Genomic DNA, 22934 nt, shown 5'->3' with positions numbered 1-22934 from the left:
AGGACCGCAGGTAAGGGGGTGGGGGGACGTCAGTCCGGGTTGCGCAGCCAGTCCAGCAGGCGCCGTCCGGCGCGGCCGTCGGGTTCCTGGCCGAGTTGGCGCTGCAGGTCGGCGATGGCGCGCCGGGTCCTGGCTCCGAGCACGCCGTCGGGCTCGCCGATGTCGTGGCCGCGCGCGATGAGCAACTGCTGCACCTCGCGCCGCTCGGCGCGGGACAGGCCGGGGTCGTCGGTGGGCCACGGGGTGTGGAAGCCGGCGGGCGCCCCGCGCAAGCGGTCGGCGAGGTGGGCGATGGCCAGCGCGTAGCTTTCCGCCGCGTTGTAGCCGAACAGGGCGTCGAAGTTCTTCAGGGTCAGGAAGGCCGGGCCCGCGGGGCCGGCGGGCAGGATCAGGCCGGCCGTCTCCTCTCCGCCCGGCAAGGGGCTGCCGTCGGCGCGGGCCAGTCCCGCAGCCTGCCACTCGTCCAGCGTGCGGCGCTTGCGCCGACCGGCCTGGGCAGGGTCGAAGCCTTCCGGCAGGCGCACCTCGATGCCCCACGGCCGGCCGGCTTGCCAGCCGGCATCGGCGAGGAAGTTGGCGGTGGAGGCCAGCGCGTCCGGCACACTGTCCACCAGGTCGCGGCGGCCGTCGCCGTCGAAGTCCACCGCCAGGCGCATGAAGGTAGAGGGCATGAACTGGGTGTGGCCGAAGGCGCCCGCCCAGGAGCCGGTAAGGCGGTCCGGGGCCACGTGGCCCAGTTTCAGGATCTGCAGTGTGGTGAAGAACTCGCCGCGGAAGAAGGGCTGGCGCCGCCCGAAGCAGGACAGGGTGGCCAGCGACTGCAGCAGCGGGCGCTTGCCGAAGTTGCGCCCGTAGTTGCTCTCGACGCCCCACACCGCCACCACGGTGGCCGCATCCACGCCGTAGCGCGCCTCGACGGCGGCCAGCACCTCAGCCCATTTCCGCAGCATCGCCTGGCCGTCCGCCACGCGCTCCTCGTCCACCAGGCCGGCCATGTAGTCCCAGATCGCGGTGGTGAATTCCGGCTGGGCATCGAGGAAGCCGACCACGGCCATGTCCGGCGCGAGCCCCTGGGTGAGGGTGTCGAAGGCGGCGGTGTTCACGCCGCGGGACGGTGCCTCGCCGCGCAGTTCGGTCAGGCAGGCGGCAAAGACCGCGTCGTCGGCGACGGCGGGCGCAGCAGCGGCTGCGCTGGCGGCGAGGAGGAGGCGGAGCGGTCGTTTCATGGGGGGCATTCTAAGCCGAACCCGCTACCGGCCGGACGACCGGCACAGTTTTCCGGATTGTGTGCGCAACTGTACCGGTACGCATGGGTTTGTTCGTCCTAGGCTCGGGGCTTCCCTGTCCAGAACGGTATCGCAGCCATGAACATCGCCTTCTCGCGCCGCGCCGAGGCGCTGACCAGTTCCGCCATCCGCGAGATTCTCAAGGTCACCGAGCGGCCGGAGGTCATCTCCTTCGCCGGCGGCCTGCCCTCGCCGGCGAGCTTTCCGGTGGAGGCGCTGGCGCGCGCGGGCGAGCGCCTGTTTGCGCAGCACGCGCACACGGCGCTGCAGTACGGCCCCACCGAAGGCTACGCGCCGCTGCGTGAATGGGTGGCGGCGCGCCAGGGCGTGGACCCGGCGCGGGTCGTCATGACCACGGGCTCGCAGCAGGCGCTGGATCTGCTGGGCAAGGTGCTCATCGACCCCGGCAGCGCGGTGCTGGTGGAGACGCCCACCTATCTCGGCGCGCTGCAGGCCTTCTCGCTCTACGAGCCGGTGTTCCGCGCCCTGTCCTCGGACGACGACGGCCCGCTGCCCGCGGCGCTGGACGCCGCCGCCGTGGGCGATGCGCGCTTCCTCTACGCCCAGCCCAACTTCCAGAACCCCACCGGGCGGCGCATGCCGGTCGCGCGCCGGGCAGCACTGGTGGAGCGTGCGCGGGAGCTGGGCCTGCTGCTGGTGGAGGACGACCCCTACGGCGAACTCGCTTACGACGGCACCCGCCTGCCCTCGCTGCTGTCCCTGAACCCGGACGGCGTGGCCCATCTGGGCAGCTTCTCCAAGGTGCTCTCCCCCGGCCTGCGCCTGGGCTACCTGATCGCGCCGCCCGCGCTGGTCCGCAAGGTGGTTCAGGCCAAGCAGGCCGCGGATCTGCACACCCCCAGTCTGGTGCAGGTGCTGGCTCATGAGGCCGTGCGCGACGGCCTGCTCGACCGCCACCTGGAGGGCGTGCGCGCCCTCTATGCGGCCCAGTGCCGGGCCATGCTCGACGCGCTGGCGCGCCACATGCCGGCCGGCGTGCGCTGGAACCGGCCCCAGGGCGGCATGTTCGTCTGGCTGACCCTGCCGCAGGCGCTGGACGCGGGCGAACTGCTGCAGCGCGCGGTGGCGCGCAACGTGGCCTTCGTGCCCGGCGCCGCCTTCCATGCCGGCGAGCCGGGCGCCAACACCTTGCGCCTGGCCTTCGTCACCGTGCCGGCCGAGCGCATCGAGCGCGGCGTGGCGATCCTCGGCGAGGTCCTGGCCGAAGCCCTCAACGCAGTCCCGAGCGGTGCCGTGGCCGCCTGAAGCGGCAGGGTCGGGCGGGAGGCCCCCGGAGTTCATCGCTGCCGTTACAATGCCGGGACGGGGCGATACGTACGCAAGCCTTTTGCTATGCTGCCGGCCTTGCGTAGAACAACTCACGGAAATACGAAGGGAGCCAGGATGAACGCCATCGCCAACACCCTGCCGACCGAGCAGGAACTGCTCGCGGCCTCGCCCGACGACTACATGTCGCCGGAACAGCTCGCCTTCTTCCGCCACCGGCTGGAAGAGGAGATGCGCCAATTGCTGGACAACGCGCAGGAAACCACTTCGCACCTGCAGGAGAACGAGGCCACGCCCGACCCCTCCGACCGCGCCAGCGTGGAAGAGGAGCACACCCTGGAACTGCGCGTGCGCGACCGGGAACGCAAGCTGCTGAAGAAGATCGAGGAAGCCATCGCCCGCATCGATACCGGCGACTACGGCTGGTGCGAGGAAACCGGCGAGCCCATCGGCATCGGCCGCCTGCTCGCCCGTCCCACCGCCACCCTCAGCCTGGAAGCCCAGGAGCGGCGCGAGAAGCTGAAGAAGATGCATGGCGGCTGAGGGTCCCGCCGGGGGCGCGCCGGAACGGCGCATCCCCGTCACCGTCCTGACCGGCTTTCTCGGCGCCGGCAAGACCACGCTGCTGAACTGGCTGCTCGCGCAGCCCGGCGCGGACGGCGCCGCAGTGCTGATCAACGAGTTCGGCGAAGTCGGCGTCGACCACCTGCTGGTCGAGAAGGTCGACGAAACCCTGGTGCTGCTCGATTCCGGCTGCCTGTGCTGCAGCGTGCAGGGCGATCTGGTGCGCGCGCTGAAGGACCTCTTCATGCGCGCGCTGCGCCGCGAGATCCGCCCGTTCTCCCGCGTGCTGATCGAAACCACCGGCCTGGCCGACCCGGCCCCGGTGATCCACACGCTGATGGAAGAGCCCTTCATCGCCGAACGCTACCGCTGCGACGGCGTGGTCACGGCGGTGGACGCCACCCACGCCCTCGACCAGCTCGGCGCCCAGCGCGAGGCGGTGCGCCAGGTGGCCATGGCCGACCGCCTGCTGCTCACCAAGTGCGACCTGGCCGATGCGGACGCGCGCGCCGCGCTGGCTGCGCGGCTCGCCGAACTCAACCCGGCCGCGCCGCAGATCGAGGTGCATGGGGGCGTGCCGGCCGCGGGCGGCGTGGATGCCCTGTTCGGCTGCGGGCTGTACGACGCCGCCGGCAAGCTGCCGGATGTGGCGGCCTGGCTGGGCGAGGAGAAGGTGCGCCGGCAGGAGGCCGAGCGCGCGGCCCGTGCGGCGCCCATGGCGTGGCGCAAGGGTGGCGCCGTGGTGCGTCCGGCGGCCCCGCCTTCGCGCCACGACGACAGCGTGACGAGCTACGTGATCCGCTTCGACGAGCCGCTGCAATGGTACGGCTTCGCCGATGCGCTGGGGCTCATCCTGCAGGTCTATGGCGAACGCATCCTGCGCGTGAAGGGCCTGCTCGACGTGGCCGGCGATCCGCTGCCGCGCGTCGTGCAGTGCGTGCAGCACGTGGCCTATCCGCCTTCCAGCCTGCCCGCCTGGCCCCGCAGCGGCCCGTGTAGCGATCGCAGGAGCCGGCTGGTGTTCATCGTGCGCGAGCTGCCGAAGAGCGAGGTGGAAGTCATCCTCGCCAGCCTCACCGGCCAGGCCCCCGCGGCCGAGGCCGCCTGATGAACCCGGTGCGCACCCTGCTGCGCGGGCTGATCCGCGCCTACCAGCTCTTCATCAGCCCGCTGCTGGGGCCGCGCTGCCGCTTCTACCCCACCTGCTCGCACTATGCGCTGGAAGCGCTGGACACCCACGGCGTGCTCAAGGGCTCCTGGCTCGCCCTGCGCCGCATCCTGCGCTGCCACCCGTGGAACCCGGGCGGCTTCGACCCGGTGCCGCCGCGGGCGGACGGTGGCGGCCACGGCTGTGATTGCGGCCATGACCACGGGCCGCGCTAGTTTCAGTCGGCGTACATGGGCTTGTTGTCGTTGAGGCGCAGGAAGCCCTTGACGATGCGGTAGATGAACCACACCAGGTTGGCGATCAGCACGATGGCGCCGAGGCCCCACAGGGGAAGCGTGATCGCGCCCAGGACCCCCCACAGCAGGCCGAACCAGAAGGTGCGAATCTGCCAGCGGAAGTGGCTTTCCAGCCAGGTGCCGGCCACGTCGCCGCGCTTCACGTAGTTCATGATGATCGCCACCAGCCACGTGATGCCGATGATCAGCGAGGCAGCATACAGCGCGTAGATGATGGTGGTGATGGTCTTGTTGGCCTTCTCGCGTTCGTCGACGACGGTGATTTCGGTCATGCGTGTTCTCCTTTTGCGGATGGATTCTTATTGCCGAAGTGCTGCATAGCGCCACGGCATTCAACCCCATCCTCCCGCAGCGCACAAGGGGCGCTTCACAGCAGCGCGCCCATCGGGGATCATCCCCCCCATGTTCGCCGTCGCCTTCTCCAACCGCCTCGAGGCCCTGCTCGACCTGCTGCTCGAACGCCTCGCCGGCGAGCGCCCCGGCCCCTTCGGCCGGCGCGAGCTGGTGGTGCCCAGCAGCGCCATCGGCCGCCGCATCGAACTGGCGGTGGCGGAGCGCGAAGGCGTGGCCGCGGATCTCCACTTCGACTACCTCGCCCAGTGGCTGTGGCGGCAGATCGGCCGCGTGGTGCCGCAGATCGAGGAACGTTCGCCCTATGCGCCGGCCCTGCTCGCGTGGCGCATCTACGGCCTGCTGGAGGCAGGCGGCGGCGGCTGGACGGCGGCGCATCCGCGCCTGGCGGGCTATCTGGCCGCAGCCGATGCGCCCATGCGCTTCGAACTGGCGACGCGCGTTGCGCGGGTGTTCGACCACTACCTCACCTACCGCCCGCGCTGGCTGGCGGCCTGGTCCGAAGGGCGCAGCGCCTTCGGCGGGCGTGAGGCGAACGACGCGCAGCGCGCCGACGAGGCCTGGCAGGCCGAGCTGTGGCGCCGGCTGCAGGCGGGCATGCCGCGGCGCCGCGAACATCCGGCGGCGGCCTTCCTGCGCGCGCTGGACGGAATGGACGCGGAACGGCTCGCCGGCCTCGGCCTGCCGCAGCGGGTGCACGTGTTCGGCCTGCCGGCGTTGCCGCCGCTCTACCTCGAACTGCTGCGCGGGCTGGGCCGCGTCGTGGACGTGCAGCTCTATACGCTCAACCCCTGCCGCGAATACTGGTTCGACGTGGTGGACGCGCGCCGCCTGTCCTGGCTCGCCGCGCGCCAGGCGGACCTGTTCCTGGACACCGGCAACCGTCTGCTGGCCGCCTGGGGGCGGCAGACCCAGGCCCACATCGACCTGTTGTTCGAGGGCGAGCACGAGGTGGCCGAAGAGGCGGCCTTCGTCGAGCACCCCGGCGGCCATCTGCTCGCCCGCCTGCACAACGCCATCCTCGATCTCGCCGAGCTGGAGCCGGGCAGCATCGAATTGGCCGGAACCGACCGCAGCATCGAGGTGCACGTCTGCCATTCCCGCACCCGCGAGCTGGAGGTGCTGCACGACCGCCTGCTGGGGCTGTTCGATGCGGACCCGGCGCTGCGCCCCGCGGACGTGCTGGTGCTCACGCCGGACCTGGAAGGCACGGCGCCGCTGATCGAGGCGGTGTTCGGCACCGCGCCCGCGACCCGCCGCATTCCGTGGCGCGTCACCGGCCTGGGCGGCACGCGGGAGAACGCCGTGGCGCAGGCGCTGGACGGGTTGCTGGCCCTGGCGATGGGTGGGCGCTTTGCCGCCAGCGAGGTGTTCGACCTGCTGCAGCAGCCGGCGGTGGCGGCGCGCTTCGGACTCGACGTGGATGGGCTGGAGACCGTGCATGAATGGATGCGCGGGGCCGGCATGCACTGGGGGCTGCGTGCCGGGGAAGCCGGCCATGCCGCCGCCTGGACGCTGGAAGAGGGCCTGCACCGCCTCTACCTGGGGTGGGCCGCGGGTGAGGCCGCGGTGGCCGCGCCCTTCGCCGGCCGGATCGGCGCCGGCCTGCCGGAAGGCAACGAGGCCCTCGCCCTGGGCCGCCTGTGGCGCTATGTGGACACCCTGCGCAGCCTGCGCGACGCGCTGCTGCGCCCGCAGGACGCCGGCGCCTGGCGGCGCAGCCTCAACGACGCGCTGGACCGCCTGGTCAGCGACGACATGCGCTGGGCCGACGAACTGCGCGAGGTGCGTGCCGCCATTGCCGCGCTGACGGCCGACATGGTTGCCGCCGGCCTGGGCGAGGCGCTGCCGCCGGAGGTGGTGCGCGCCGCGCTCGCCGCCCGCCTGGACGACCCCGCCCGCGGCGGCGTGCCGGGCGGCTCCGTCACCTTCTCCGCCATGCCGGCGCTGCGCGGCCTGCCCTACGAGGTGGTGGCCATCGTCGGCCTGGACCAGGGCGCCTTCCCCGGCAGCGACCGCGCCGACGAATTCGACCTGATGGCGGCCTTCCCCCACAAGGGCGACCGCCAGCGCCGCCTCGACGACCGCAACCTCTTCCTCGACCTGCTGCTCGCCGCACGCGAGGTGCTGCACCTGTCCTACACCGGGCGCAGCGTGCGCGACGGCGCCGAACTGCCGCCTGCGGTGCTGGTGGACGAACTGCTGGACGTGCTCGCCGCCGCCTGCGCCGCCGATCCCGCCGAGCCGGCCGTGCTCGCCGCCGCGCGCCGCCGGCTGACGGTGGAACACCCGCTGCAGCCCTTCTCGGTGGATTACTTCGTGCCCGGCGCGGCGGGTGATCCCCGCCTGGCGAGCTACCACGACGAGTACGCCGCCGCGCTCGCCGCCCGCCTGAGCGCGGTGAATGCGGCGCCGCCCGCGGCCGCCCCCGAAAGCGGCGAAGGCGGCGAGGACGGCGACGAAGAGCACGACGAAGGCGGCGCGGACGCATCCGCCGCCGTCCCCTTCTTCACCGCCCCGCTGCCGCCGCCGGAGGCGGCCTGGCGCAGCGTGTCGCTGGCGCAGCTCGGGCGCTTCTACCGCCATCCCTGCCGCTACCTGCTGCGGGAGCGCCTGGGCCTGGAACTGCCGGAAGGGGAGGAGGAACTGGCCGACGTGGAACCCTTCCTGCCCGACTGGTCCGCCCTCCGCGTGCTGGCCGCACGTCTGGTGCCGGTGCTGGTGCAGGACGGGCCGCCGGACGCGGACGCCCTGTTCGCCCTCGCCCGCGCCGGTGCGGAATACCCTGCCGGTGCCATCGGCGAGGAGGCGCTGCGCGCCGAGATCGCCGCGCTGCAGGACTACGCGGCCCGGCTGCGGGCGGCGGGCATGGGCGAACCCCTGCCGGCACACGAACTGCGGCTGGCGCTGGAACTGGACGGCGAAGCCTGGGAATTCGCCGCCACCTTCGCCGACCTGCGCACGGGCGGGCGCGTACACGCGCGCTACGACGACAGCCGCGCCGGCGATTACCTCGCCGCCTGGCTGGCGCATCTGGCCTTGTGCGCGGGGCCGCCGTCCGGGGCCGAGTGCGTGACCCGCGGCGTGGCGCGGGACGGCGACTTCGTGCTGCGCCCCGTGGCGCCGCAGGAAGCACGCGCGCGGCTGGCGGAACTGGTCGCCCGCTACCGCGCCGGGCTGGTCCGGCCCCTGCACTTCTATCCGAAATCGGCGTGGGCCTACGTGAGCGAGGGGGCAAGCATCAAGGCCGCGCTGCGGAAATGGAGCGGCGGACAGCGCGCGGAGTTCGGCGAGGCGCACGACCCGGCCTACCGCCTCGCGCTGCGCGGCGAGGCGCAGCCGCTGGACGAGGCGTTCTTCGCACTGGCGGAAACGGTGTTCGGGCCGCTGAGGGAATACCTGGAAGACGGGCGCGAGGTCTCATCGACCCGGCAGGCGGATGAATAGAAATGTCATGGCGGTATAATGCCGATCGGTACTTCGATAATCATGCAGTACCCATACAAGGCGCAATGCCATATTTGGAGACGCAACTGATGAAAATCCTACGCCACCTGCTGTCCGGCCTCGCTCTGGCAGCCCTCGCCTGTAGCCCTGCGTTCGCCCAGGGCATCACCGCCACCACCGTCACCGTCGGCCAGTCCGCCGCATTGAGCGGCCCGGCGAGCGAACTGGGCATCGAAATGCGCCAGGGCCTGCTCGCCTACTTCGCCACGGTGAACGCCGGCGGCGGCATTCATGGACGCCAGATCGAGCTGGTGTCGCTGGACGACGGCTACGAGCCGGAGCGGGCCGCCGCCAACACCCGCGAGCTGATCGAGCGGCGCAACGTCTTCGCCCTGATCGGTTATGTGGGCACCCCCACCAGCCAGGCGGCGGTCCCGATCTTCACCGACGCGAAAGTCCCCTTCATCGGTCCCTTCACCGGCGCCGAACTGCTGCGCGAGCCGTTCAACCGCTACGTCTTCAACGTGCGCGCGAGCTACTTCCAGGAGACCGAGCGCATCGTCGACCACCTGGTCGCCGCCGGCACCACCAGGATCGCGGTTTTCCACCAGAACGACGCCTACGGCCGCGCCGGCCTGGCCGGCGTCGAGCGCGCCATGGCCAAGCGCGGGCTGCCGATCGCCGCCATCGCCACGGTGGAGCGCAACAGCACCGACGTGGCCGGGGCCGCCCGCGCCCTCGCCGCCGCCAAGCCCGCGGCGGTCATCCAGATCAGCGCCTATGCCTCCTGTGCCGCGCTGGTCAAGGCGATGAAGAACGACGACGCCCCCGTCCAGTTCTTCAACGTGTCCTTCGTCGGCAGCCGTCCGCTGGCGGCCGCGCTGGGCGAAGACGGCCACGGGGTGATGGTGTCCCAGGTCGTGCCCTATCCCTTCTCCGGCGTGGAACCGGTGGTGCGCGAATACCGCAGCGCGATGACGGCGGCCGGCCACGAAGCGCTCTCCTTCACCAGCATGGAGGGTTTCCTGGCCGCCAAGGTGTTCGTGGAGGGCCTGCGCCGCGCCGGCCCCAACCTGAGCCGCAAGGCGCTGATCGACGCGCTCGAATCGATCCGCCGCCACGACTTCGGCGGCTTCGTGGTGAACTTCACCGACAGCGACCACAACGGCTCGGACTTCGTCGAACTGACCATCGTCGGCCGCGGGGGCCGCTTCATGCGCTGATTCAGCTCGTTGCCGCGCCCGCCATCAACTGCTGCAGCCAGGCCTTGGTTTCCTTGCGCGCCCGCTCCTCGGTGAGGCGGGTGCGCAGGGTGTCGGCCACTTCCGTCCAGGGCACGGTGCGTTCGGGGCGGACCTTTTCGCACAGCAGCAGGTGGAAGCCCAGTTCGGATTCCACCGGCGCGCCGATCCCGCCCTCCGGCAGCGCGAACAGGGCGGCTTCCAGTTCCGGGTAGAGCTGGCCGCGCGGCACGTCGCCGAGCAGGCCGCCGTTGAGCGCGGTGGGGCATTCGGAGTGCTTCATGGCCTGCTCGGCGAAGCGTTCCGGCTTGGCGGCGAGGCGGCGGGCGATCTCGCCGATGCGGCGGGTGGCGGCTTCCCGGCCGCTGTCCGGCAGGTCGTCGTTGATGGTGATCAGGATGTGGCGCGCGGTGCGCGTCTCGGGACTGCGGAAGCGCTCCAGGTGGGTGTAGTAGAAGATTTCCGCCTCGGTCTCGCCCACCGGCTCCACGCGCGCGCCGACGCGGGCCATCACCGCCTCCACCAGCAGGCTGCGCTGCAGCGCGGCGTGCAGGCTTCCCCGGTTCAGGCCGGCGTCGTCCAGCGCGCCGTCGAAGGCGGTGTCGTCCGCGTAGCGGGCGTGGATCTCGGCTTCCGCGTCGGCCACCGCTTCGGGCTGCAGACAGACGCCGCGCGCTTCCTCGCTGGCCAGCACGGCGGCCTCGATCTCGGCATAGCGTTCGGCCACCGCGCGCACCTTGCGTGTCTCGCGCTCGTCCAGCGCGCCGGCCGGCTTGCCGAACAGGCTGTGGGCGGCCTGCAGCTCGTAGTAGGCCAGGGCGTTCATGCGGGGGATTCCTCGTCCTCGGCCGGAGTGAGGGAGGACAGGGAGGCTTCCGGCACGCACAGCACGCGGCCGCCGAAGATGACGTGGTAGTGCACGCCGCCCGGCAGGTCGCGCATGACCTTGAGCACTTCGCCCACGGTGCCGCGCGGGGTGACCACCTCGCCCTGGATGGCGAAGTCGCGTTCGGCGCGCACCCTCTCGCGGGATTCGAAACGGCTCGGGTTCCACGGCTCGTCGGCGCCGATCAGCTCTTCCTCGCGGCAGCCGACGATGCGTCCGGCGTCGAGGAAGTGCACGGTGTAGATGATCTGGTCCTGCAGGAAGGTGCCGATCTCGATCACCGTGCCGATGCTGCCGCGGCGCATCAGCAGCTCGCCGATCTCCAGGCCGGGGAAGGTGCCGTCGTTGCGCACGTTGCGGGTCACCCGCACGGCGTCGCCGTAGTCGAACTGGTGGATCATGGCCGCGTCTTCCGTCGCCGGTGCCCTAGCGCTGGATGGAATCGATGGACACGAAGGCGGTGCCGCTGGCCTTGCGGAACACCGCGAAGACCTTCTCGGTGACCGCGTCCGAGACCGTGAAGTCGCTGTAGGCGCGTTCCAGGAAGGCGCGGTAGTGGGCGCGGGCGGCGTCCTCGTCGCCCTCCGGGGCCGGGTTGTGGGCGAGGTAGTCGTGGTAGCGCTGCAGGATGTGCAGGCGGTTCACATGCACCACCTTGGGGTCGTACTCCACGCCGAAGAAGTCGAGGAAGTCCTCGGCGGAGGAGAGTTCTTCCAGGGCTTCGTCCAGGGTCAGCTCGTCCATGATGCTTGGCTCCGTAAGGGGGTTCAGTGGTCCAGTTCGGCCAGCTCGCCGGCCTCTTCCGACTGGCGGTTGTGGGCGATGTGGAGCAGGGCCTGGCCGCCGAGGCGGTCGGCCTGGTCCACCCGCACCAGGGTTTCCAGCAGGCGCACCGCGCCGGCGGTCTCGCCGCGGCGCAGGCGCACGTAGGCGGCGGCCTTGAGCGCGGAGAGGTAGAAGCGGGTGAGCGTCATCGAGCGTTGCGCGGCGGCGGCGATGCGCTCCTCGTCCAGCCCGCGGCCATCCGCCGGCAGGCCGAGGCGGGCGGCGACGACGGCCACCGCCTGCCACACCACCGCGTCGGCTTCGGCCAGGCGGTGGCGGTAGAAGAAGTAGCGGTAGCGCGCCACCAGCACCATCAGATGGTCCGGCGCGGCGGCGTGGGCCTGCTCCAGCAGGGTTTCGGCTTCCGCTTCGCCGTAACGCTCGCCGGCCGCTTCCAGCAGCGCCAGCACGCCTTCGGGCAGCGGATCGTCGAAGTACAGCGGCTCCGGATCGAAGTGCAGCAGGTCCATCAGTGCGCCTCGCTCGTCTCGGGCTGGCAGGCGCATTGGGGACAGGCGTCGTCGGTGTGGGCCTGGCAGTCCGGTGCGGCGATGGGGATCGCCGTGCGCGCGGCCGGGGCGGTGCCCTGGCGCAGTTGCGCGAGTTCGTTTTCCAGCATGGCGATGCGGTCCACCAGGCAGTTCAGCGTGTGGCCCACCGGGTCGGGCAGCAGGTGGTGGTCCAGGTTGAGCTCCTCGCCCGCGGTGAGGATGGGCGCCTCGCGCCGCACCACGCGGGCCGGGATGCCGACCACGGTGCGGTCGGCGGGCACGTTCTTGACCACCACCGAGTTGGCGCCCACCCGCACCCGCGCGCCGATGGTGATGGCGCCCAGGATCTTGGCGCCGGCGCCCACCACCACGTGGTCGCCCAGGGTGGGGTGGCGCTTGCCGGGGTTCCAGGTGGTGCCGCCCAGGGTGACGCCGTGGTAGAGGGTGACGTCGTTGCCCACCTCGGCGGTCTCGCCGATCACCACGCCGGCGCCGTGGTCGATGAAGAAACGCCGGCCGATGCGCGCGCCGGGGTGGATGTCCACGTTGCTCGCGACGCGGGCGAGGAAGCCCAGCAGGCGCGCCGGGTAGCGCCAGCCGCGGCGCCACAGGGCGTGGGCGAGGCGGTGGGCCATGACCGCATGCACGCCGGGGTAGGTGGTGAGCACTTCCCAGGCGGTGCGCGCGGCCGGGTCGCGGCCGAACACGCAGCGCACGTCCTCGCGCAGCAGGGCCAGCAGGCCGGGGGTGGCGGCGGCGTCGGTCATGGGCAGGGCGTCGCTCTTCATGGCGGGATCAGGCGTGGTCAGGCATACGTGGGGGCGAAGGCCTTGTCCGGGTCGGTGACCGGGCCGTTTTCGCCCCAGTAGGGCGAGAGCTTGCGCAACTGGGCGATGATGAGCGGCACCGCGGCGATGACGCGGTCGATCTCGGCCTCGGTGTTCTCCCGCGACAGGGAGAAGCGGATGGTGCCGTGGGCGGCGGTGTAGGGGATGCCCATGGCGCGCATCACGTGGGAGGGCTCCAGGGAGCCGGAGGTGCAGGCCGAGCCGGAGGAGGCGGCGATGCCCTGCTTGTTGAGCAGCATCAGGATGGCCTCGCCCTCCACGTACTCGAAGGCGATGTTGAGCGTGTTGGGCAGGCGGTTGTCCAGGTCGCCGGTGGCGAAGGCATTGGGCACCGCGGCCAGGATGCCGGCCTGCAGCTTGTCGCGCAGCGCGCGCACCTGGGTGTTCTCGTAGGCCATGTGCTCGCGGGCAAGGCGGGCGGCGACGCCGAGGCCGATGATGCCGGGCACGTTCTCGGTGCCGGCGCGGCGTCCGCGTTCCTGGCCGCCGCCGCGCAGCAGCGGGCGGAAGCGCGAGCCGCGGCGCAGGTAGAGGGCGCCGATGCCCTTGGGGCCGTGCAGCTTGTGGCCGGAGAGCGAAAGCATGTCGATGGCCGAGTCGGCCATGTTGAGCTCCACCTTGCCCACGGCCTGGACCGCATCGGTGTGGAACAGGATGTTGGCGTCGTGGGCCAGGCGCGCCATCTCCTCCACCGGGAACAGGGTGCCGGTCTCGTTGTTGGCCCACATCACCGAGACGATGGCGACCTTGTCGGTGAGCAGCTTGCGGTATTCGTCCAGGTCCAGGCGGCCCTTGCCGTCCACCTTGAGGCGGTGGATGGTGTAGCCGTCCTTCTCGAGCTGGTCACAGAGGTGCAGCACGGCGTGGTGCTCCACGGAGGTGGTGATGATTTCCTTGCGGTCCGGCGAGGCCTTGAGCGCCGACAGGATGGCGGTGTTGTCCGCTTCCGTGCCGCCCGCGGTATAGACGATTTCGGAGTCGTACTCGGCGCCGAGCAGCTTCTGCAGGGCCGCCCGCGCCGCCTTGACCTCGTGCCCGACCTTGGAGCCGAAGCTGTGCATCGACGAGGGGTTGCCGAACTGCTCGGTGAAGTAGGGCAGCATGGCGGCCACGGCTTCGGGCGCGCAGCGCGTGGTGGCGTTGTTGTCGAGGTAGATCGGGGGCAGGGAATTCGGGATGCTCATGGTGCTCTCCGCGGGAGCGCCGGCCGGATCGGTCGGGCGGTTTTCGGGCGGCCCGCCGGGGTGGGGCGGGCCGCGTGGCGAGTGAGATCGGTTCGGGGGTCAGCTCGGGTTCACCAGCGGCGGCGGGGTCTTGAGCTTCACCGGCACCACCTTCACCAGTTCGCCCAGGGCCTCGATCATCTGCTGCTGCACGCCGCCCAGGGTCAGGGCTTCCATCTGGCAGCCGGAGCAGGCGCCCTTCATGGCCACGTAGATGGTCTTGCCTTCCACGTCCACCAGCTCGATGTCGCCGTGGTCGCGCTGCAGGTTGGGGCGGGCCTTCTCGATGACCTGTTCGATGCGGCGGATGCGTTCCAGCGTGGACAGCTTGCCCGGCCGGGTCTTCTCCGGCGGGGGCGCGGGCTGGAAGGTCTCGCCGCGTTCGGCCATGACCTTGGCGAGGATTTCCTCGATGCCCTCGTGGCAGGACGAGCAGCCGCCGCCGGCCTTGGTGTAGTTGGTGACCTGCTCCACGCTGCACAGGTTGTTGGCGCGGATGGTCTCCTCGATCATCACCGAGTCCACGGCGAAGCACTTGCAGATCAGTGCGCCTTCCTCGTGGTCGTCGGCCCATTCCTCGCCGCGGTAGTTGGCGATGGCGCTCTGCAGCGCCTCGCGGCCCATCACCGAGCAGTGCATCTTTTCCGGCGGCAGGCCGCCGAGGAAGTCGGCGATGTCCTGGTTGCTGACCTTGAGCGCCTCATCCAGGGTCTTGCCCTTGATCATCTCGGTGAGCGCCGAGCTGGAGGCGATGGCCGAGCCGCAGCCGAAGGTCTGGAAGCTGGCGTCGAGGATCTTTTCGCTGTCCGGCTCCACCTTGAGCATCAGGCGCAGCGCGTCGCCACAGGAGATGGAACCCACCTCGCCGATGGCGTTGGCGTCGGCCATGGGGCCGGCGTTGCGCGGGTTGTAGAAGTGTTCCTTGACGGTTTCGGAGTAGTCCCACATGGCGGCGTCTCCCTTGTCAGGCGGAGAAGGACTGCCCACAGGCGCAGCCGCCCGTGGCATTGGGGTTTTCGAACTTGAAGCCGGAACCGGTGAGCGATTCGACGTAGTCCACGGTCACGCCCGAGAGCAGCGGGGCGGAAAACGGATCGACCAGGATGGTCACGCCGTCCAGTTCGAGCGTGACGTCGTCGTCGGCCTTCTCGGCTTCCAGCTTCATGCCGTACTGCAGCCCGGAACATCCGCCGCCCTGCACGTGGATGCGCAGCCCGGCCACGGGGTCGGCGGAACCGGTGATGAAGCGGCTGACGGCCTTCAGCGCGGTGGGGGTCAGGGTGATCATGATCTTGTCTCTCCAGGGGGAAGGGGGTCTCGCCTGATCCGCTGCAAATGGTGTGCCACCGTGATGAATGACACAACATCTTGAATTTGATGCATTATTCCGTCCGGTGCGTTGTCGTGTCCGGGACGAGACGGGATGGTTGTAGGATTTGCGACAACGCGCTCGCGGCCGGGACGCAGGATGGCCGCGAGGGAGCGAACGGGAGCGGGCCCATGCCCGCCGCATTCGTGGCTTGCTTCGAGTGGAACAAGCACTGGGCGCCGCCGGATCACGACCTCGTCATCCGGGGCGGCCCCGAAAGTGCGGAACGAGAAAAGGGGAAATGCATGACTGCATGGCTGGTTCGCATGACCATGGCCGTTTGTACGGTCCTTCTGCCCGCCGTCGCCGCGGCGGACTTCGTGGTGGCCCAGATTGCGCCGCTCAGCGGGCCGCTGGCGCCCACCGGCGAGCACATGCGCGCGGGCGCGCAGCTCTATTTCGACCGCGTCAACGCGGCCGGCGGCGTACACGGCCAGAAGATACGCATGGTGGTGCGCGACGACGGCTACCGCATCGAGGACACGGTGAAGCTGGCCCGCGAGGCCATCGCCAAGGACGATCCCATCGTGCTGTACGGCATCGTCGGCACCGGCAACATCGCGGCGCTGGTCAAGGAAGGCGTGCTCGACAAGGCCGGCATCGCCGCGGTGGGCTTGCGCACCGGCGCCGCTTCGCTGCTGAACCCCCCGCATCCCTACCTGTTCACCGCGCGGGCGAGCTATGCCACCGAGGTCGAGCGCATGATCGAACAGATGACGACCATGGGCATGAACCGCATCGGCGTGTTCTTCCAGGACGACGCCTTCGGCCGCGACGGTCTGGTCGCAGCCGAGGCCGCGCTGCGCGGCAAGGGCCTGGAGATCGCCGCGCAGGGCGCCTACGAACGCAACACCACCAAGGTCGAGGCGGCGGCCGCGGCGATCGCCGCGGTCAATCCCCAGGGGGTGGTGATGGTGTCCAATACCGCCGCCAGCACCGCCTTCGTCACCGAATACCGCAAGCGCGGAGGGGACGGCATGCTGCTGGTGCTGTCCACCACCGACGGCCCGCAGGTGGTGGAGCGCCTCGGCCGCGAAGCCGCGCATGGCCTCGCCATCGCCCAGATCGTGCCGCACCCGCAAAGCCGCACCATGCCGCTGGTGCGCGAGTTCCAGGAAACCTACGCGCGCGGCGTGCCGGCGGGCATCGAGATGAACCACACCCTGCTGCAGGGCTACGTGGGCGGCAAGATCATCGTCGAGGCCCTGCGCCGCGCCGGCCCGAACGCCACCCGGGCGACGCTGCGCGATGCCCTGGAGGGCATCCGCAACTACGATCTGGGCGGCATCCGCGCCGACTTCTCGCCCACGCGCCACACCGGGGTCGATTTCGTGGACATCACCATCATCGGCCGCGACGGCCGCCTGCTGCAGTAGCCGGGCGACACGGGCGCGTCACGCCGGCGGCGTGTCGCGCCAGCAGCGGATCGCGCGCTGGAAGAACAGGCTGTTGGGCAGCCGCAGCACGGTGTTCGAACCGTCCGGCAGGCGTTCCTGCAGCGTGGTGTAGACCAGGTTGATGTCGATCACCTCGCCCTTGAGGCCGGGCTTCTCGCCGTTCTCCAGCAGTTCCACCTGGTCGTGCAGGCGGAACGGGCGGGTGGTGAAGATCAGCAGCGCGCAGAAGATGTTGGAGAGCACGCTCCAGGCGGCGAAGAAGGCCACCGCCGCTACGGTGGCGAAGCCCGTGAACGCGGTCCATAGCACCGTGCCGGAGACGCCGAAGCGGTCCAGCAGCAGCACCAGCGCACCGCTGTAGATCACGATCCCGCTCAGGCGGCGGGCGATGGCCGCCATGCCCGGCGGCAGGCCGTAGTGCTCCGCGAGGCGGCGCACCAGACGCCGCAGCAGGCCGTGCAGCAGCCCCGCGCAGAGCAGGATCAGCGCCACCTGCGCGCCGAGGGTGATGAGGTCCAGCCAGGGGTGGGCCCATTCGGGCAGCAGTGACTTCATGGGGTGCGCGGGCAGATGCGCTGCCGTGTCCAGCGGGAGAGGACGGCATTGTAAGCCACGCCGCGGACGCCCGCCGCTTGCGCGGCCGGCCCGGGGGCGCGTCAGCCCAGCACGTGTTCGTACACCAGCCGCAGCACGTCCCGCTCGGTGTCCGGGATGCCGCGGATTTCGGTGAGGGTGACGAAGCGGCCCTCGGCCGCGGTGACGGCGTCGAAGGGCGGGTCGATGGTGGTGAATTCGCCCAGGCGCACGTCCAGCGTGCCGCCGGGGGCGAGCATGTCTGCGCGGAATTCGCCGTCCACGCGCACGGCGCCGGCGGGCAGGCCGAGGCGGTCGGCGGCGCGGGAGAGCAGCGGGCCGGGATGGGGCAGCACGTCGGTGCCGATGGACTCCAGGCGGGCGGCGAGCACCGTGTCGCCGAAGCGGGCGAAGCGCACCATGCCGCTGGTGGATTGCTTGTGGTAGAGGATCAGGGCCATGGAGTTCATGGGGCGGGTGTCCTGGATGTGAGGCGGCCCGGCGGGTTGGCACCCCGCCGGGCCGGCCCTGCGACCTGCGGTGCGGTCAGGCTTCTTCGGCGACGGGCAGGTGCTCTTCCAGCGCCGCCAGCCAGACGTCGATGCGCCCGTCGGTCTTGTCGGCTTCATTCACGTCGTCGAAGCCCAGGCCGATGAACTTGCCGTCGCGCTCGGCGAAGGAGTACTTGTACGTATAGCCGTCGGTGGGGATGCTGCCCACCAGCGTGGCGCCGCGCGCCTTGAACTTGTCGTGCAGGATGCCCAGCGCGCTGATGAACTGTTCGCCGTGGGAGACGTAGTCGCCGGCGCCGAACACCGCGATGGTCTTGCCGGAGAAGTCGGGCTTGTCGTTGTCCAGATCCAGCAGCGGGTCGCGCCAGTCGTTCTGCACCTCGCCGGAACCCCAGGTGGAGCAGCCCAGCAGCAGGTAATCGTAGTCCAGCATCTCGTCGAAATCGACGAAATCCTCTTCCATGCTGAAGAGGTCGCAACGATCCTCGCCGAGCCGTTGCGCGATTTTTTCGGCCACGGCCTTGGTGACCCCGGAGCTGCTGCCGTAGAAGATGCCGATGCGTGACATGGATGAATGTTCCTCGTGTGTCGGTGGAAACTCGCCGGGCAGGATCAGCCGGCCGAGCTCAGTTCGTTGAAACGCTTGTTGGCGTCCGCCCACGCCTTGCAGGCGTCGTAGGTGGACTGGGCGATGGTGGGGATTTCCTCGTAGCCCGCGGGCAGGCGGTCTTCCACCAGGTCGTGCAGTTGGGAGGCCCATTCGCTGGAAATGCGCTTGAGCTTCTTGACCTCCTTCTCCAGCGCCTTGAGTTCTTCCTCGGTCATGATCGTCCTCCTTACAGGCCGGCGACTTCCGGGTACTTGCCGATGACTTCCAGTGCGACGGCCAGGTGCTTGTCGCAGTCGTCCTTCATTTTCGAATAGCTGTCGAAGCCGAAGCGGTGCACGTCGCGCAGGGTGCGGTCCAGCACCACCAGCTTGCCCACGGTGATCAGTGCGCGGCCGAAGCCTTCGTGGGTGATGTTGATCAGCGGCACGGCCATCAGCCCGCATTCCTTCTCGATCAGCGCGGCGATGGCGTTGTGGTAGGCCTTGACGCGGGCCAGCACCACGTCGTCGGGGTCGCCGATGACGGGGATCTCGCGGCGCTGTTCCTTGGTGACGATGTAGGGGGCGAGCAGGCGGTCGACGGGCCAGCCGTCGTAGCTGCCGTAGCTGTCCACGGCGCGGGTCTGGCGCGACATTTCCTTGATGAAGTCGGTGCCGGCCAGATCGGGGCTGATTTCGGGAACGACGGTTGCGGTGCTCATGGGTGGATCTCCTCGTGAAGGTGGGGTTCGCCTGCGTCGAGCAGGGCGGGCTGAAGCTGGAGTGCGGGGCGGCGGGCGATGCGGCGCAGCGCGAGCAGGCCGGCACCGAGGCCGGCGAGGCTGGCGGCGAGCACCGCCCCGTCCGGCAGGCCGAAGGCGGCGGCGGCCAGCATGGCGAGCACGAAGCCGGCCAGCGGCACCAGGTAGGCGGCGGCCGTGGCGCGCAGCGCGGCGTCCTCGGCCACGCCTACCTGCACCGTGTCGCCGGTGCGGTAGTCGCGGCCGGGCGGGCGCGCCAGCACCAGTTCGTTGGCCGGGGTGTTGCCGGCACAGACGTTGGCGGAACGGCAGGAGCCGCAGGCGGACGGGCGCTCGAAGCGCACGGTGAGGCGGTCCTCGCCCACCTGCACGATGCGCCCGCTGCGCGCGATCATGGGTGCGGCGCTCATTCCTGCCAGCCCTCCGCTTCCATCTCGTCGAAGCGGGCGTCGTCCACCGGCGCCCTGCTCTTCAAGGCCTTGGCGAGCCAGCCGGAGGGGCCGGAAACGAGTTCGGCCTGGATGTCGGCGATCAGCGCGTCGATGGAGGAGCCTTCCTCCACCCGGATCGGCTGCACGCCGGCGGCGAGCAACTGCTTGACCGCCGAGGCCCCTGCCGCCAGGCAGTACACCGCGGCGCAGCCGGCCAGCGTGGCGATCTTGCCGGGCAGCTTGTTGTCGTTGCCGTCCTGGGAGGCGGTGTCGATGAACTCGCACACCTCCACCAGTTGGGAGGATTCCGCGCCGACCTCGAAGATGGCGAAGGCCTCGGCCGCGCCGAAGTGCTGGTTCACCGTGCTGCGGTCGGTGCTGGCGAAGGCGATGCGTACGCTGTCCATGGCGCGGTCCGTGCCGTCAGTGCCGGCCACCAGCCGCAGCCTGCGGCTGCGAGGCTTCGCGGTCGTCACGCACGAGAAGGCGCGCGCGGTATGGGGCGATGTGCTCATGGTTGTGCACCACCAGATTGGCCAGATCGAACAGGGCCTGCCGGGTGCCCCGGTAGCCCACCCAGGTCTTACAGTGGCCGCCGATGTAGTCGTATTGCGGCATGCCGGCGCGCAGCAGGGGCACGCCCAGGCGCTCGGCGGTGGCGGCGGCGTGGGAACTGCCCAGCACCAGCTCGGCGGCGCCGGCGCGGGCCAGGTCTTCCAGGTCTTCCAGGTCGCCCACATGCACGCTGGCAGCGGGCACGTCGGCCAGCACCGCGCTCTTGGCGGGGGCCACGGCGGCGACGATTTCGCTGCCCATGCCCGCGAGCCAGGTCGCGAGCTGGTGCAGCAGGTCGGGATCGGCGGCGATGCCCACCCGGCGCAGGCCGGTCATGAAGTGGGTATCCACCATGGTGTCCTGCAACTGGGCGCGCTGGCGCTCGATCTTTTCGGGCACCTTCTGCCCGGACAATTCGGCCAGCAGCGCGGTGAAGCGGTCGCAGGCGTCCAGGCCCATGAGGCCGTCGAAGCGCCAGTCGGGTACGCCGGTGCGCTCGGCGAGCAGGTCGGCGGCGGGGTGCAGCGAGCGCCCCAAGACGATGGTGGCGGCCGCTTCGCCCAGGGTGGCGAGTTCGCCCACCGGGGTGCCGCCCAGGGTCACGGGCAGGAAATCTTCGGAAATCAGGTGGCCGTCCAGGGAATCGGCCAGGTCCGGCACCGCCAGCGGGCGCAGGCCGAAGGCTTCCACCCAGTCCTTGATCGCTTCCACGTCGCCGGAGGTGAGGTGGCTGCCCAGCAGCAGGTTCACCTGCTTCTTGCGCTTGCCCGCGTGGCGGGTCTCCGGCACGGCGGCGTCCAGGATGCCCTTCACTGCGGCGGCATAGCCGCTTTCCAGACAGCCGGTGAAGTCCGGCGTATTCACCGCGGCCACGGGGATGTGGTCGAACTCCGGGTGCTGGGCGCGGAATTCCTTGAGCAGGCGGGCGATGTCCGTGCCCTGGGTCTCGGCCAGGGCGGTGGTGGCCAGGGTCACCAGGGCCGGCTTGCTCTTGCCGCACACGGTGGCGAGCGCCTGGACCACGTTCTCGTCCGCGCTCATGACCGTGGCCACCTGGTCCATGGCCGTGGTCTGCAGCGGGATGGGCTCGCGGAAGTGGCGCACGAAGAACACCTTGGCGAAGGCCGTGCAGCCCTGCGAGCCGTGGAACAGCGGCATGCCCCGGTTGATGCCCAGGCAGGCCAGCGCCGCGCCCGCGGGTGCGGAGGACTTGAGCGGGTTGACCGCGAGGGCCTTGGGGTGGCGGACGATCTCGGCCATGGCGGGTTCCTCAGGCGGCGGCAAGGGGGTCGAAGCCGGCGTCGCCGACGGCGGGCGCGGCCGGTTCGTCGTCTTCCGCATCCGGGCTGTCGCCCATTTCCGGGCCGGCCACCACCATGGCCTTGGCCGACCAGGGCGCGGGGCGGCGCACGGCTTCCCAGACCGGGGATTCCAGGGTCAGGGCGAGCTGGCGCACCAGCTCCTTCATGCCGTCGTAGCCGGCGTAGGCGAATTCGCGCTCCTGGTTGATGTCCAGGAAGGGCAGGCGGGCCTTGAGCGCCGTGTAGAGGTTGCGCCCGCCGGCGATGAGGATGTCGGCCTTCAGTTCATAGACCGCGTTGAGGAGGTCGCGGGCGCCTTCGCTCTTCAGCATCACGGCCTTGTCGCCCATCAGCTCCAGGATGCGCGCCTTGTCTTCCTCGGTGGATTTCTTGGTGCCGCTGGCCACCACGTTCATGCCCAGATCCTGCAGCGCCGAGACCACGGACCAGCTCTTGACGCCGCCGGTGAAGAGCAGCACGCGCTTGCCTTCCAGGCGCGGGCGCCACACTTCCAGCTCGGCGCGCACGCGGGCTTCCTCGCGGACTATCACCGCCTCGGTGCGGGCGATGAGGTCCGGGTCGTTGATGATGCGGGCGATGTCGCGCAGGGCCTGGCTGGTGTCGGTGATGCCGTAGAAGCTGCCTTCGAACCAGGGTACGCCCCAGTTCTCCTCGATCTTGCGCGCCACGTTCACCATGGCCTTGGCGCACACCAGCATGCTCACCTCGGCCCGGTGCATGGTCTGCACCTCGTGGAAGCGGGCGTCGCCGGACAGGGTACAGAGCACGCGGATGCCCAGCTCGTCGAACAGGGGCAGCACGTGCCACAGCTCGCCGGCGATGTTGTATTCGCCAATCAGGTTGATGCTGTGCACGGCGATGCCGGGGGGCACGGCGTCAGCCGGCAGCGGGTCCGGCTCGCGGGTGCCGATGACGTGCTTGAACATGGCCTCGCCGGCGATGCGGTTGCCCAGGTTCTTGGTGCCGTAGAAGCCGGCCGAATCCACCGGCACCACCGGCACGCCCCAGCGCTCCGCGGCGGCCTTGCACACGGATTCGATGTCGTCGCCGATCAGCGCCGGCACGCAGGTGTTGTAGACGAACACGGCCGCCGGGCTGTAACGGTCGATGGCCTGCTTGATGCCGTGGAAGAGGCGTTTTTCGCCGCGGCCCATGATGATGTCCTGCTCGGACAGGTCCGTGGTCATGCCGATCCTGTACAGCGTGGGGCCGGAGGAGCGGGTGCCGCGGTTGTCCCAGGAGTTGCCGGCGCAGGCGATGGGGCCGTGCACCACGTGGGCCACGTCGGCGATGGGCAGCAGGGCGATCTGCGCCCCGTCGAAGGCACAGCCGCCGGCCGAGGCGCCGGGCTTCGGGCGTGCACAGCCGGACTTTTCCTTCTTGTTGTGGGCGCAGGCCGGCTCGTCCAGCAGGGCGGCGATGTCGGAGGCTTTCACGGGAGTGCTCCAGGGACGGTTCGCTGGTGCTGCTGCAAGGGATGTGCCAGCGCGGCGGGATGGCGCGGGAGCGCCGT

Annotated in this window: 26 protein-coding genes; 7 read left to right on the top strand and 19 right to left on the bottom strand. The window is 70.4% G+C overall.

Annotated elements, in window-relative coordinates:
- Positions 1 to 29: 29 nt before the first annotated feature.
- Positions 30 to 1226 (bottom strand): lytic murein transglycosylase, encoded by a 1197-nt coding sequence (locus E6O51_RS15445; RefSeq protein WP_211091431.1) that lies wholly within the window; start codon positions 1224 to 1226, stop codon positions 30 to 32.
- Between the two features lie 138 nt (positions 1227 to 1364).
- Between E6O51_RS15445 and E6O51_RS15440 the strand changes: the two genes are divergently transcribed.
- The 4 genes from E6O51_RS15440 (at position 1365) to yidD (ending at position 4520) form a co-directional block, all read left to right on the top strand.
- On the top strand, positions 1365 to 2552 hold the full coding sequence (locus E6O51_RS15440) for an aminotransferase-like domain-containing protein (protein WP_136385899.1): 1188 nt from the start codon (positions 1365 to 1367) through the stop codon (positions 2550 to 2552).
- 138 nt (positions 2553 to 2690) lie between these two features.
- The gene (gene dksA, locus E6O51_RS15435) at positions 2691 to 3116 is read left to right on the top strand and encodes an RNA polymerase-binding protein DksA (protein WP_136385898.1); all 426 of its coding nucleotides are present in this window, start codon (positions 2691 to 2693) and stop codon (positions 3114 to 3116) included.
- On the top strand, positions 3106 to 4245 hold the full coding sequence (locus tag E6O51_RS15430) for a CobW family GTP-binding protein (protein ID WP_136385897.1): 1140 nt from the start codon (positions 3106 to 3108) through the stop codon (positions 4243 to 4245). The genes dksA and E6O51_RS15430 overlap by 11 nt, the downstream gene beginning before the upstream one ends.
- Entirely contained in the window at positions 4245 to 4520 is a 276-nt protein-coding gene (gene yidD, locus E6O51_RS15425) for a membrane protein insertion efficiency factor YidD (protein ID WP_136385896.1), read from the top strand. The genes E6O51_RS15430 and yidD overlap by 1 nt, the downstream gene beginning before the upstream one ends.
- A gap of 2 nt (positions 4521 to 4522) precedes the next feature.
- Here the strand turns inward: yidD and E6O51_RS15420 are convergent, their stop codons facing one another.
- On the bottom strand, positions 4523 to 4873 hold the full coding sequence (locus tag E6O51_RS15420) for a DUF4870 family protein (RefSeq protein WP_136385895.1): 351 nt from the start codon (positions 4871 to 4873) through the stop codon (positions 4523 to 4525).
- Between the two features lie 130 nt (positions 4874 to 5003).
- On the opposite strand from E6O51_RS15420, the gene recC reads away from it, so the two are divergent.
- Entirely contained in the window at positions 5004 to 8399 is a 3396-nt protein-coding gene (gene recC, locus E6O51_RS15415; protein ID WP_136385894.1) for an exodeoxyribonuclease V subunit gamma, read from the top strand.
- Positions 8400 to 8488: 89 nt separating this feature from the next.
- On the top strand, positions 8489 to 9622 hold the full coding sequence (locus E6O51_RS15410) for an ABC transporter substrate-binding protein (protein WP_136385893.1): 1134 nt from the start codon (positions 8489 to 8491) through the stop codon (positions 9620 to 9622).
- Between the two features lies 1 nt (position 9623).
- Here E6O51_RS15410 and nifM read toward each other — a convergent pair whose 3' ends face one another.
- From nifM to E6O51_RS15370, 8 genes are all read right to left on the bottom strand, one after another.
- Positions 9624 to 10466, bottom strand: a complete 843-nt coding sequence (gene nifM, locus E6O51_RS15405) for a nitrogen fixation protein NifM (RefSeq protein ID WP_136385892.1) — start codon at positions 10464 to 10466, stop codon at positions 9624 to 9626.
- Entirely contained in the window at positions 10463 to 10927 is a 465-nt protein-coding gene (locus E6O51_RS15400; protein WP_136385891.1) for a nitrogen fixation protein NifZ, read from the bottom strand. The genes nifM and E6O51_RS15400 overlap by 4 nt, the downstream gene beginning before the upstream one ends.
- A 25-nt stretch (positions 10928 to 10952) precedes the next feature.
- Positions 10953 to 11270, bottom strand: a complete 318-nt coding sequence (gene nifW / locus E6O51_RS15395) for a nitrogenase-stabilizing/protective protein NifW (protein ID WP_136385890.1) — start codon at positions 11268 to 11270, stop codon at positions 10953 to 10955.
- A 23-nt stretch (positions 11271 to 11293) separates the two neighbouring features.
- Positions 11294 to 11821, bottom strand: coding sequence for a hypothetical protein (locus tag E6O51_RS15390; protein WP_136385889.1), 528 nt, complete (start codon positions 11819 to 11821; stop codon positions 11294 to 11296).
- Entirely contained in the window at positions 11821 to 12630 is an 810-nt protein-coding gene (gene cysE, locus E6O51_RS15385) for a serine O-acetyltransferase (protein WP_136385888.1), read from the bottom strand. Before cysE ends, E6O51_RS15390 begins: the two co-directional genes overlap by 1 nt.
- A 17-nt stretch (positions 12631 to 12647) precedes the next feature.
- On the bottom strand, positions 12648 to 13874 hold the full coding sequence (gene nifS / locus E6O51_RS15380; protein WP_211091430.1) for a cysteine desulfurase NifS: 1227 nt from the start codon (positions 13872 to 13874) through the stop codon (positions 12648 to 12650).
- A gap of 99 nt (positions 13875 to 13973) precedes the next feature.
- The gene (gene nifU / locus E6O51_RS15375; RefSeq protein ID WP_136385887.1) at positions 13974 to 14861 is read right to left on the bottom strand and encodes a Fe-S cluster assembly protein NifU; all 888 of its coding nucleotides are present in this window, start codon (positions 14859 to 14861) and stop codon (positions 13974 to 13976) included.
- A 16-nt stretch (positions 14862 to 14877) separates the two neighbouring features.
- On the bottom strand, positions 14878 to 15201 hold the full coding sequence (locus E6O51_RS15370) for a HesB/IscA family protein (RefSeq protein ID WP_136385886.1): 324 nt from the start codon (positions 15199 to 15201) through the stop codon (positions 14878 to 14880).
- 326 nt (positions 15202 to 15527) lie between these two features.
- On the opposite strand from E6O51_RS15370, the gene E6O51_RS15365 reads away from it, so the two are divergent.
- Entirely contained in the window at positions 15528 to 16658 is a 1131-nt protein-coding gene (locus E6O51_RS15365; RefSeq protein WP_168735296.1) for an ABC transporter substrate-binding protein, read from the top strand.
- Between the two features lie 18 nt (positions 16659 to 16676).
- Here E6O51_RS15365 and E6O51_RS15360 read toward each other — a convergent pair whose 3' ends face one another.
- From E6O51_RS15360 to nifE, 9 genes are all read right to left on the bottom strand, one after another.
- Positions 16677 to 17234 (bottom strand): mechanosensitive ion channel domain-containing protein, encoded by a 558-nt coding sequence (locus E6O51_RS15360; RefSeq protein ID WP_136385884.1) that lies wholly within the window; start codon positions 17232 to 17234, stop codon positions 16677 to 16679.
- Positions 17235 to 17335: 101 nt separating this feature from the next.
- Positions 17336 to 17722 (bottom strand): hypothetical protein, encoded by a 387-nt coding sequence (locus tag E6O51_RS15355; protein ID WP_136385883.1) that lies wholly within the window; start codon positions 17720 to 17722, stop codon positions 17336 to 17338.
- 76 nt (positions 17723 to 17798) lie between these two features.
- Positions 17799 to 18332 (bottom strand): flavodoxin, encoded by a 534-nt coding sequence (locus tag E6O51_RS15350; RefSeq protein ID WP_136385882.1) that lies wholly within the window; start codon positions 18330 to 18332, stop codon positions 17799 to 17801.
- Positions 18333 to 18376: 44 nt separating this feature from the next.
- Positions 18377 to 18589: a CCE_0567 family metalloprotein gene (locus E6O51_RS15345; protein WP_136385881.1), complete on the bottom strand. Its 213-nt coding sequence runs from the start codon at positions 18587 to 18589 to the stop codon at positions 18377 to 18379.
- Positions 18590 to 18600: 11 nt separating this feature from the next.
- Positions 18601 to 19074 carry a NifX-associated nitrogen fixation protein gene (locus tag E6O51_RS15340; RefSeq protein WP_136385880.1) on the bottom strand — a complete coding sequence of 158 codons (474 nt, stop codon included), beginning with the start codon at positions 19072 to 19074 and terminating at the stop codon, positions 18601 to 18603.
- Positions 19071 to 19523 (bottom strand): SoxR reducing system RseC family protein, encoded by a 453-nt coding sequence (locus tag E6O51_RS15335; RefSeq protein WP_136385879.1) that lies wholly within the window; start codon positions 19521 to 19523, stop codon positions 19071 to 19073. Before E6O51_RS15335 ends, E6O51_RS15340 begins: the two co-directional genes overlap by 4 nt.
- Positions 19520 to 19951 (bottom strand): NifB/NifX family molybdenum-iron cluster-binding protein, encoded by a 432-nt coding sequence (locus tag E6O51_RS15330; protein ID WP_230976808.1) that lies wholly within the window; start codon positions 19949 to 19951, stop codon positions 19520 to 19522. The genes E6O51_RS15335 and E6O51_RS15330 overlap by 4 nt, the downstream gene beginning before the upstream one ends.
- 16 nt (positions 19952 to 19967) lie before the next feature.
- Positions 19968 to 21359 carry a nitrogenase iron-molybdenum cofactor biosynthesis protein NifN gene (gene nifN, locus E6O51_RS15325; RefSeq protein WP_136385877.1) on the bottom strand — a complete coding sequence of 464 codons (1392 nt, stop codon included), beginning with the start codon at positions 21357 to 21359 and terminating at the stop codon, positions 19968 to 19970.
- A 10-nt stretch (positions 21360 to 21369) separates the two neighbouring features.
- Positions 21370 to 22857, bottom strand: coding sequence for a nitrogenase iron-molybdenum cofactor biosynthesis protein NifE (nifE, locus tag E6O51_RS15320; RefSeq protein WP_136385876.1), 1488 nt, complete (start codon positions 22855 to 22857; stop codon positions 21370 to 21372).
- Positions 22858 to 22934: the final 77 nt, after the last annotated feature.

This window comes from Pseudothauera rhizosphaerae, from assembly GCF_004801305.1.
GTDB lineage: Bacteria > Pseudomonadota > Gammaproteobacteria > Burkholderiales > Rhodocyclaceae > Pseudothauera > Pseudothauera rhizosphaerae.
This window is presented reverse-complemented; position numbering and strand designations above follow the sequence as displayed.

What these genes read in the sequence shown, in the direction of transcription:
- E6O51_RS15445 (WP_211091431.1), bottom strand. Translation starts at nt 1,226, where the DNA reads ATGAAACGACCGCTCCGCCTCCTCCTCGCCGCCAGCGCAGCCGCTGCT.
- E6O51_RS15440 (WP_136385899.1), top strand. Translation starts at nt 1,365, where the DNA reads ATGAACATCGCCTTCTCGCGCCGCGCCGAGGCGCTGACCAGTTCCGCC.
- dksA (WP_136385898.1), top strand. Translation starts at nt 2,691, where the DNA reads ATGAACGCCATCGCCAACACCCTGCCGACCGAGCAGGAACTGCTCGCG.
- E6O51_RS15430 (WP_136385897.1), top strand. Translation starts at nt 3,106, where the DNA reads ATGGCGGCTGAGGGTCCCGCCGGGGGCGCGCCGGAACGGCGCATCCCC.
- yidD (WP_136385896.1), top strand. Translation starts at nt 4,245, where the DNA reads ATGAACCCGGTGCGCACCCTGCTGCGCGGGCTGATCCGCGCCTACCAG.
- E6O51_RS15420 (WP_136385895.1), bottom strand. Translation starts at nt 4,873, where the DNA reads ATGACCGAAATCACCGTCGTCGACGAACGCGAGAAGGCCAACAAGACC.
- recC (WP_136385894.1), top strand. Translation starts at nt 5,004, where the DNA reads ATGTTCGCCGTCGCCTTCTCCAACCGCCTCGAGGCCCTGCTCGACCTG.
- E6O51_RS15410 (WP_136385893.1), top strand. Translation starts at nt 8,489, where the DNA reads ATGAAAATCCTACGCCACCTGCTGTCCGGCCTCGCTCTGGCAGCCCTC.
- nifM (WP_136385892.1), bottom strand. Translation starts at nt 10,466, where the DNA reads ATGAACGCCCTGGCCTACTACGAGCTGCAGGCCGCCCACAGCCTGTTC.
- E6O51_RS15400 (WP_136385891.1), bottom strand. Translation starts at nt 10,927, where the DNA reads ATGATCCACCAGTTCGACTACGGCGACGCCGTGCGGGTGACCCGCAAC.
- nifW (WP_136385890.1), bottom strand. Translation starts at nt 11,270, where the DNA reads ATGGACGAGCTGACCCTGGACGAAGCCCTGGAAGAACTCTCCTCCGCC.
- E6O51_RS15390 (WP_136385889.1), bottom strand. Translation starts at nt 11,821, where the DNA reads ATGGACCTGCTGCACTTCGATCCGGAGCCGCTGTACTTCGACGATCCG.
- cysE (WP_136385888.1), bottom strand. Translation starts at nt 12,630, where the DNA reads ATGAAGAGCGACGCCCTGCCCATGACCGACGCCGCCGCCACCCCCGGC.
- nifS (WP_211091430.1), bottom strand. Translation starts at nt 13,874, where the DNA reads ATGAGCATCCCGAATTCCCTGCCCCCGATCTACCTCGACAACAACGCC.
- nifU (WP_136385887.1), bottom strand. Translation starts at nt 14,861, where the DNA reads ATGTGGGACTACTCCGAAACCGTCAAGGAACACTTCTACAACCCGCGC.
- E6O51_RS15370 (WP_136385886.1), bottom strand. Translation starts at nt 15,201, where the DNA reads ATGATCACCCTGACCCCCACCGCGCTGAAGGCCGTCAGCCGCTTCATC.
- E6O51_RS15365 (WP_168735296.1), top strand. Translation starts at nt 15,528, where the DNA reads ATGACTGCATGGCTGGTTCGCATGACCATGGCCGTTTGTACGGTCCTT.
- E6O51_RS15360 (WP_136385884.1), bottom strand. Translation starts at nt 17,234, where the DNA reads ATGAAGTCACTGCTGCCCGAATGGGCCCACCCCTGGCTGGACCTCATC.
- E6O51_RS15355 (WP_136385883.1), bottom strand. Translation starts at nt 17,722, where the DNA reads ATGAACTCCATGGCCCTGATCCTCTACCACAAGCAATCCACCAGCGGC.
- E6O51_RS15350 (WP_136385882.1), bottom strand. Translation starts at nt 18,332, where the DNA reads ATGTCACGCATCGGCATCTTCTACGGCAGCAGCTCCGGGGTCACCAAG.
- E6O51_RS15345 (WP_136385881.1), bottom strand. Translation starts at nt 18,589, where the DNA reads ATGACCGAGGAAGAACTCAAGGCGCTGGAGAAGGAGGTCAAGAAGCTC.
- E6O51_RS15340 (WP_136385880.1), bottom strand. Translation starts at nt 19,074, where the DNA reads ATGAGCACCGCAACCGTCGTTCCCGAAATCAGCCCCGATCTGGCCGGC.
- E6O51_RS15335 (WP_136385879.1), bottom strand. Translation starts at nt 19,523, where the DNA reads ATGAGCGCCGCACCCATGATCGCGCGCAGCGGGCGCATCGTGCAGGTG.
- E6O51_RS15330 (WP_230976808.1), bottom strand. Translation starts at nt 19,951, where the DNA reads ATGGACAGCGTACGCATCGCCTTCGCCAGCACCGACCGCAGCACGGTG.
- nifN (WP_136385877.1), bottom strand. Translation starts at nt 21,359, where the DNA reads ATGGCCGAGATCGTCCGCCACCCCAAGGCCCTCGCGGTCAACCCGCTC.